Source organism: Spirillospora sp. NPDC049652, from assembly GCF_040675125.1.
In the GTDB taxonomy this organism is placed as follows: Bacteria; Actinomycetota; Actinomycetes; order Streptosporangiales; family Streptosporangiaceae; genus Spirillospora.
Map to the genome: position 1 here is coordinate 1 of NZ_JBFAOF010000465.1, position 5,491 is coordinate 5,491.

Consider the following 5,491-nt stretch of genomic DNA (forward strand, 5'->3'; position numbering starts at 1 on the left):
AGGGCGGCTCGCACGGCGCGGTGGGCCTGCTCGGGGTGCTGGCCGCCAGGCGCCTGGGCGCGGAGAAGATCGTCATCTTCAGCCGGCACGCGGACCGGCAGAAGCTCGCCGCCGAGTACGGCGCCACCGACGTGATCACCGAGCGCGGCGACGAGGGGGTGGCCAAGCTCAGGGAGATGACCGGCGGGCTGGGGGCGCACAGCGTGATCGAGGCCGTGGGCACCCAGGAGTCGATGATGCAGGCCATCCGCTCCACACGTGCCGGTGGGCATGTGGGGTTCGTGGGCGTCTCCCACGATGTGCAGATCCCGGGTGACGAGCTGTTCTTCTCCAGCGTGCACCTGCACGGCGGCCCCGCGCCCGTGCGGCGTTTCCTGCCGGAGCTGATCGACCTGATCTGGAACCGGCAGATCGATCCGGGCAAGGTCTTCGACCTCACCCTGCCGCTGGAAGAGGCGGCCGAGGGGTACCGCGCCATGGACGAACGCCGCGCCATCAAGACCCTGCTCATCCCCTGAGCACGCCTCGCCACCCGCCGCCTCTCGGCGGCCGGCTCCGTCCGGGTCAGCCGGACGCCGGGCCGAGCAGGTCGCGGTAGCCGGCGCACCGGACCACCGGGCCCGGACGGCCGTCGAAGATGTTCAGTTCGACCTTCTCGACCCCGGGGATCGCCTCGGCGGTGCAGGCGATCTGCGCCTGCCACACGCGCGGCCACTTCCTGGGCGGGATCGTCGTCTCCAAGGCGACGTTCACGGTGTCGGTGCCGCCGAGCGCGCGGCTCAGGTCGGACTGCGCGTCCGGCGGGCTCACTTCATGGACGGACGGGTCGGGCAGTCCGGTGACGATGCCGACGCCGGGCAGCGTACTGGTGAGTCCCTTCCTGCGTTCGTTGTCGGTGACGCCGTAGCCGAGTTGCCGCAGCGGCATCAGCGGTGCCCCGGCGAGCCCGGGGCGGACCACCGGCACGAGCTTGCCGCCCTTGACGAAGTAGACGGTGTTGTTGACCACCGGCCCGTGCGCGCTGGGGAGCGGCGCGACGGTGGTGATCTCAGTCGGCTGGACGCCGCAGCCGCAGACGAGGGCGAGGGCGGCGACGAGCACCGCGAGGGCGCGTCCGCGGCTCATTCCGATTCCCCCACGGGAAGCCACAGCCTGAACACCGTGCCTCCTTCAGGTGCGGGGGACGCCTCCAGCGTGCCGCCGTGCAGGAGGGCGTTCTCCCGCGCGATCGCGAGCCCGAGGCCGCTTCCCTCACTCTGCGAGCGGGCCGCGTCGGCCTTGACGAACCGGTCGAAGATCACCGGCAGGACGTCGGCCGGGATGCCCGGCCCCGCGTCGGACACCGCCACCTCGAACCCGGGAACGCCGTCACGCTCCGCACGGCGGACCTCCAGCCGCACCGGCGGCCGTCCGTGCCGGAACGCGTTGCCGACCAGGTTGGCCACGATGACGTCGAACCGGCGCGGATCCAGCCGGACGACCAGGTCGCCGGGGACGGTCACCGCGACCTCGCCGGACCAGCCGCGCGCCTCCAGAGTGGCCGCGACGGCGGCGGACACGACCACGTCGTCCAGGACGAGCGTGGCCGCGCCGGCGTCGAAACGGCTGATCTCGATGAGGTGTTCCACCAGCGTGCCGAGCCTGCGGGTCTCCGCCACCACCAGTCGCGCCGCCGTCCCGTCCGGGTCCTCCTCCAGCACGTCGGTGAGCGCGGTCATCGAGGTGAGCGGGGTGCGCAGTTCGTGCGAGACGTCCGCGACGAACCGCCGCGCGCCCGCCTCCATCGCGCGCAGTTCGGTCACCGTGGTCTCCAGGGCGTCCGCCGCCTGGTTGAACGTCCGGGCGAGGTCGGCCAGCTCGTCCCGGCCACGGACCTCCACCCGCGTCGCGAGCTCGCCCTTGGCGAGCGCCCGCGCGCCCGTGCCGAGGCGGCGCACCGGCCGCAGGACCCCGCGCGTGGCCGCGAACGCGAGCGCGAGACCGAACAGCAGCGCGGCGGCGTCCGCCGTGGCCATCGCCTTGGTGAACGACCGCAGGTCTGCGGTCTCGCGGTCCAGGCTCACGCTGACCAGCACGATCGGCGGGGTGGTGCGTTGCGGGTCGGTCCCGGAGGTGATGTATCCGGTCGTGAACGTCCCGACCAGCAGGTACGGCCGTCCGCGGTACCGGACCCGCTGGACGACCACGGCGCGCGAGGCCCGCGCGGCGAACGCGGCCGAGACCGGCACGTGCAGTCTGCCGGGCGGCGGCGGAGGCAGCGGCCGGTCCAGCGGCAGCGTTTCCACGTAGGCGCGCTGGCGCCCGTCGGAGCTGGTCAGAGCCGTTTCCAGGCTGTCCGACAGCGTCCGCCCCGCGTCGGCCGGCATCCGGACGGGCACCAGCCGCGTGACGGTCTGCCGGACCTGCGTCACCACGGCGTCCTGCGTGCGCTCCAGCATCGCCTTCCGCACCAGCACGTAGCCGACTCCGGAGGCGAGCACCGATGCCAGCAGGGCCACGGCCGCGAACGCCGCGGCCATCCGCATCCGCAGACTCGTCATGACCCCACCAGCGCCGCCGCCATTCCCGACGAATCGCCTCGGACCTTGTCATTCCTCACCACCGAGCCAGTATCCAACCGGCGGTACGCCGGACGTGCGCGGGCGTCCCATCGGGAAGCGAGATGCGTCTGGCGGTTGTCGCTGAGGATGTCGCACGGAACTTCTAGGCTCCCGTTATGACGATTCAGCGGATGGACCATGTCAGCGTCACCGTCGACGACCTCGAGGCGGCCGTCGCGTTCTTCACCGAGCTCGGCATGGAGCTGGAGGGCAGGACGCCGGTCGAGGGCAAGTGGGTGGACCAGGTCAACGGCATGGACGACGTCCGCGTCGACATCGCGATGATGCGGACCCCGGACGGCCACAGCAAGGTCGAGCTGACCGGGTTCCGCTCTCCCGCGGTGGTCGCCCCCACGCCGGACAACTCCCTCCCCAACATGCTGGGCCTGCGCAGTCTGATGTTCGCCGTGGACGACATCGACGACGTCATCGCCCGCCTGCGTCCGCACGGCGCCGAACTCGTCGGCGAGGTGGCCCGGTTCGAGGACATCTACCGGCTCTGCTACCTGCGCGGCCCGGCGAACATCATCGTCGCGCTCGCCGAGGAGATCCGCTAGCGGTGGGCGAGCCGCGCTTCGTCGCTCTCGACCCCGACGGGACCAGTGGCGGTGGCTGGCTTCACGTGGTGGTGGAGGCCGAGACCGGAGTCATCTACCAGCAGCAGTACGGCGGCAACGCGTGCCGCCAGGGGCAGACGGAGGGCTTCCTGGTGCCGCTGGCGAGTCCTGACGGTCTGAGGGCGTTACGCGACCTGTTCGAGAAGGACTTCCGTGGCGCCGGAACGTGCGGCTTCGCCTGGCCGGAGAACGAGCTGGGCAGACTCCGGCAAATCGTGGAATCCATCCGCTACTGGGCTTGCGATGGAAACTCCGAGAAGCCGCACAACCTGAGGCTGGATGAGAGCCGGATACGCGAGGCCGATGAGGCGTGGGTTCCGGTCATCACGCCGGACGGTCCCGGCGTGTTGGTGTGGTTCAACTCCGACTGAACCTCTCCCTCCATTTTCAATCTATAGCGCGACGGGGGGCTTGCGGCAAGACCGGGGTGATCCCCCAGAATCTCCCGCTGGAGCCGGTACCTGCGAAAACAAGACCAGCGAGACGCGTGCGCCCCAGGGGCGTGCGCGGGGTTGTTTCGCGCTGTCCGCCGGCTGAGGGCGACCGAGCGAGCAGGGGGATTCATGGTCGACGTGATCATTGTCGGCAGCGGGCCGACGGGCTTGATGCTGGCCGCGGAACTGCGGCTGCACGGAGTGCGCGTGCTCGTGGTGGAGCGGGACGCCGAGCAGCCGCCGAACGTCCGCGCGCTCGGGCTGCACGTGCGCAGCATCGAGGTGATGGACCAGCGCGGGCTGCTGGAGCGGTTCCTGGAGAACGGCCGCAAGCACCCGCTCGGCGGCGGCTTCTTCGCCGGCCTCGCCAAGCGGTCGCCCATCGAACTCGACACCGCGCACGGCTACGTCCTCGGCATCCCGCAGATCGTCACCGAGCGGCTGCTGGCCGAGCGGGCCGCGGAGCTGGGCGCCGAGGTGCGGCGCGGCTGCGAGCTGGCCGGCCTGAGCCAGGACGGCGACGGGGTGACCGCCGAACTGGCCGACGGCACGCGGCTGCGTTCGCGGTACCTGGTCGGCTGCGACGGGGGCCGCAGCACGGTCCGCAAGCTGCTCGGCATCGGCTTCCCCGGCGAGCCCGCCGCCAGGGAGACGCTGCTGGGCGAGATGGGGGTGACCGCGGACCCGGAGACGATCACGGCCGCCGTCAAGGAGATCCGCAAGACGGAGCTGTTCTTCTCCGCCATGCCGATCGGGGACGGTGTGTCCCGTTTCGTCGTGCCCTCCGCCGGGGTGGCCGAGGAGGGCGCGGGCCCGCCGACCATCGAGGAGTTCAGGCGGCAGCTGCGGGCGTACGCCGGAACCGACTTCGGCGCCCACTCACCGCGCTGGCTGTCCCGGTTCGGCGACGCCACCCGGTTGGCCGAGCGCTACCGGGACGGGCGGGTGCTGCTGGCCGGGGACGCGGCGCACGTCCACCCGCCGATGGGCGGGCAGGGCCTCAACCTCGGCGTGCAGGACGCGTTCAACCTCGGCTGGAAGCTCGCGGCCGAGATCGACGGCTGGGCGCCGGAGGGACTGCTGGACGGCTACGAGGCCGAGCGGCGTTCGGTGGCCGCCGAGGTGCTGAACAACACGCGCGCGCAGTCGGTCCTGATGGGCAACGATCCGAGCGCGCTGGCGGTGCGCCGGCTGGTGTCGGAGCTGATGGACTTCGAGGAGGTGAACCGGTACCTGATGGAGAAGATCACCGCGCTGAACGTCCGCTACGACTTCGGGGAGGGGCACGACCTGCTCGGACGGCGGATGCGCGACGTCGAGCTGAAGCGGGGCCGCCTCTACGAGCTGACGCGCGGCGGGCGCGGCCTGCTCCTCGACCAGACCGGACGCCTGTCGGTGGATGGATGGGCGGACCGGGTCGACCACGTCGTCGACACCGCCGACGAACTGGACGTGCCGGCCTTCCTGCTCCGTCCGGACGGCCACGTCGCGTGGGTGGGCGACGACCAGCGGGACCTCCGCGAGCATCTGCCGAAGTGGTTCGGCGCACCCGCCGCCGACTGAGCGGCCGTTCCGCGGGGACGGTGTCAGGACCGGCCGTTGAGAAGGGCTTCCGCGATCTCCGTGCGGGCGTAGAGCACGTAGCGGCCGGTCCGGTGCGCGGAGACGAGCCCGGCGTCGCGCAGCGCGGTGAGGTGCTGGGACGTGCCGCCCGCCGACAGGCCGGCGCGGAGGGCGAGGTCCCCGGTGGCGGCCGGCTCGTCCAGGAGGGCGAGCAGGCGGGCGCGCGGGAACGGCCGAGGATCTTCGCGAGCGCCGCCGGGACGTCCTGCTCGGTGTG

General features: G+C 71.9%; 7 protein-coding genes. 4 read left to right on the forward strand and 3 right to left on the reverse strand.

The genetic code is table 11. The annotated features are described in order from the left end of the window. Positions 1–518, forward strand: a 518-nt coding sequence (locus AB0J52_RS25275) for a zinc-binding dehydrogenase (RefSeq protein WP_500184691.1), incomplete at its 5' end; no start/stop codon positions are given. Between the two features lie 46 nt (positions 519–564). On the opposite strand, the gene AB0J52_RS25280 is transcribed toward AB0J52_RS25275, so the two are convergent. Together AB0J52_RS25280 and AB0J52_RS25285 are read right to left on the reverse strand one after the other, a co-directional pair. Beyond that, the gene (locus AB0J52_RS25280; protein ID WP_500184692.1) at positions 565–1,125 is read right to left on the reverse strand and encodes a hypothetical protein; all 561 of its coding nucleotides are present in this window, start codon (positions 1,123–1,125) and stop codon (positions 565–567) included. Then, positions 1,122–2,540, reverse strand: coding sequence for an ATP-binding protein (locus AB0J52_RS25285; RefSeq protein WP_500184694.1), 1,419 nt, complete (start codon positions 2,538–2,540; stop codon positions 1,122–1,124). Before AB0J52_RS25285 ends, AB0J52_RS25280 begins: the two co-directional genes overlap by 4 nt. A 191-nt stretch (positions 2,541–2,731) precedes the next feature. Between AB0J52_RS25285 and AB0J52_RS25290 the strand changes: the two genes are divergently transcribed. From AB0J52_RS25290 to rox, 3 genes are all read left to right on the forward strand, one after another. Continuing rightward, the gene (locus AB0J52_RS25290; protein WP_500184695.1) at positions 2,732–3,157 is read left to right on the forward strand and encodes a VOC family protein; all 426 of its coding nucleotides are present in this window, start codon (positions 2,732–2,734) and stop codon (positions 3,155–3,157) included. Between the two features lie 2 nt (positions 3,158–3,159). Continuing rightward, positions 3,160–3,588: a DUF6210 family protein gene (locus AB0J52_RS25295; protein ID WP_500184697.1), complete on the forward strand. Its 429-nt coding sequence runs from the start codon at positions 3,160–3,162 to the stop codon at positions 3,586–3,588. 192 nt (positions 3,589–3,780) lie between these two features. Then, complete coding sequence (rox, locus tag AB0J52_RS25300) at positions 3,781–5,214, forward strand: rifampin monooxygenase (RefSeq protein WP_500184698.1); 1,434 nt, start codon at positions 3,781–3,783, stop codon at positions 5,212–5,214. Positions 5,215–5,237: 23 nt separating this feature from the next. Here the strand turns inward: rox and AB0J52_RS25305 are convergent. Further along, on the reverse strand, positions 5,238–5,491 hold a 254-nt coding region (locus AB0J52_RS25305; protein WP_500184700.1), incomplete at its 5' end, for an ArsR/SmtB family transcription factor.

Excerpts from the sequence above, each read along its gene's own strand:
- AB0J52_RS25280 (WP_500184692.1), bottom strand. The coding sequence starts at position 1,125 with ATGAGCCGCGGACGCGCCCTCGCGGTGCTCGTCGCCGCCCTCGCCCTC.
- AB0J52_RS25285 (WP_500184694.1), bottom strand. The coding sequence starts at position 2,540 with ATGACGAGTCTGCGGATGCGGATGGCCGCGGCGTTCGCGGCCGTGGCC.
- AB0J52_RS25290 (WP_500184695.1), top strand. The coding sequence starts at position 2,732 with ATGGACCATGTCAGCGTCACCGTCGACGACCTCGAGGCGGCCGTCGCG.
- rox (WP_500184698.1), top strand. The coding sequence starts at position 3,781 with ATGGTCGACGTGATCATTGTCGGCAGCGGGCCGACGGGCTTGATGCTG.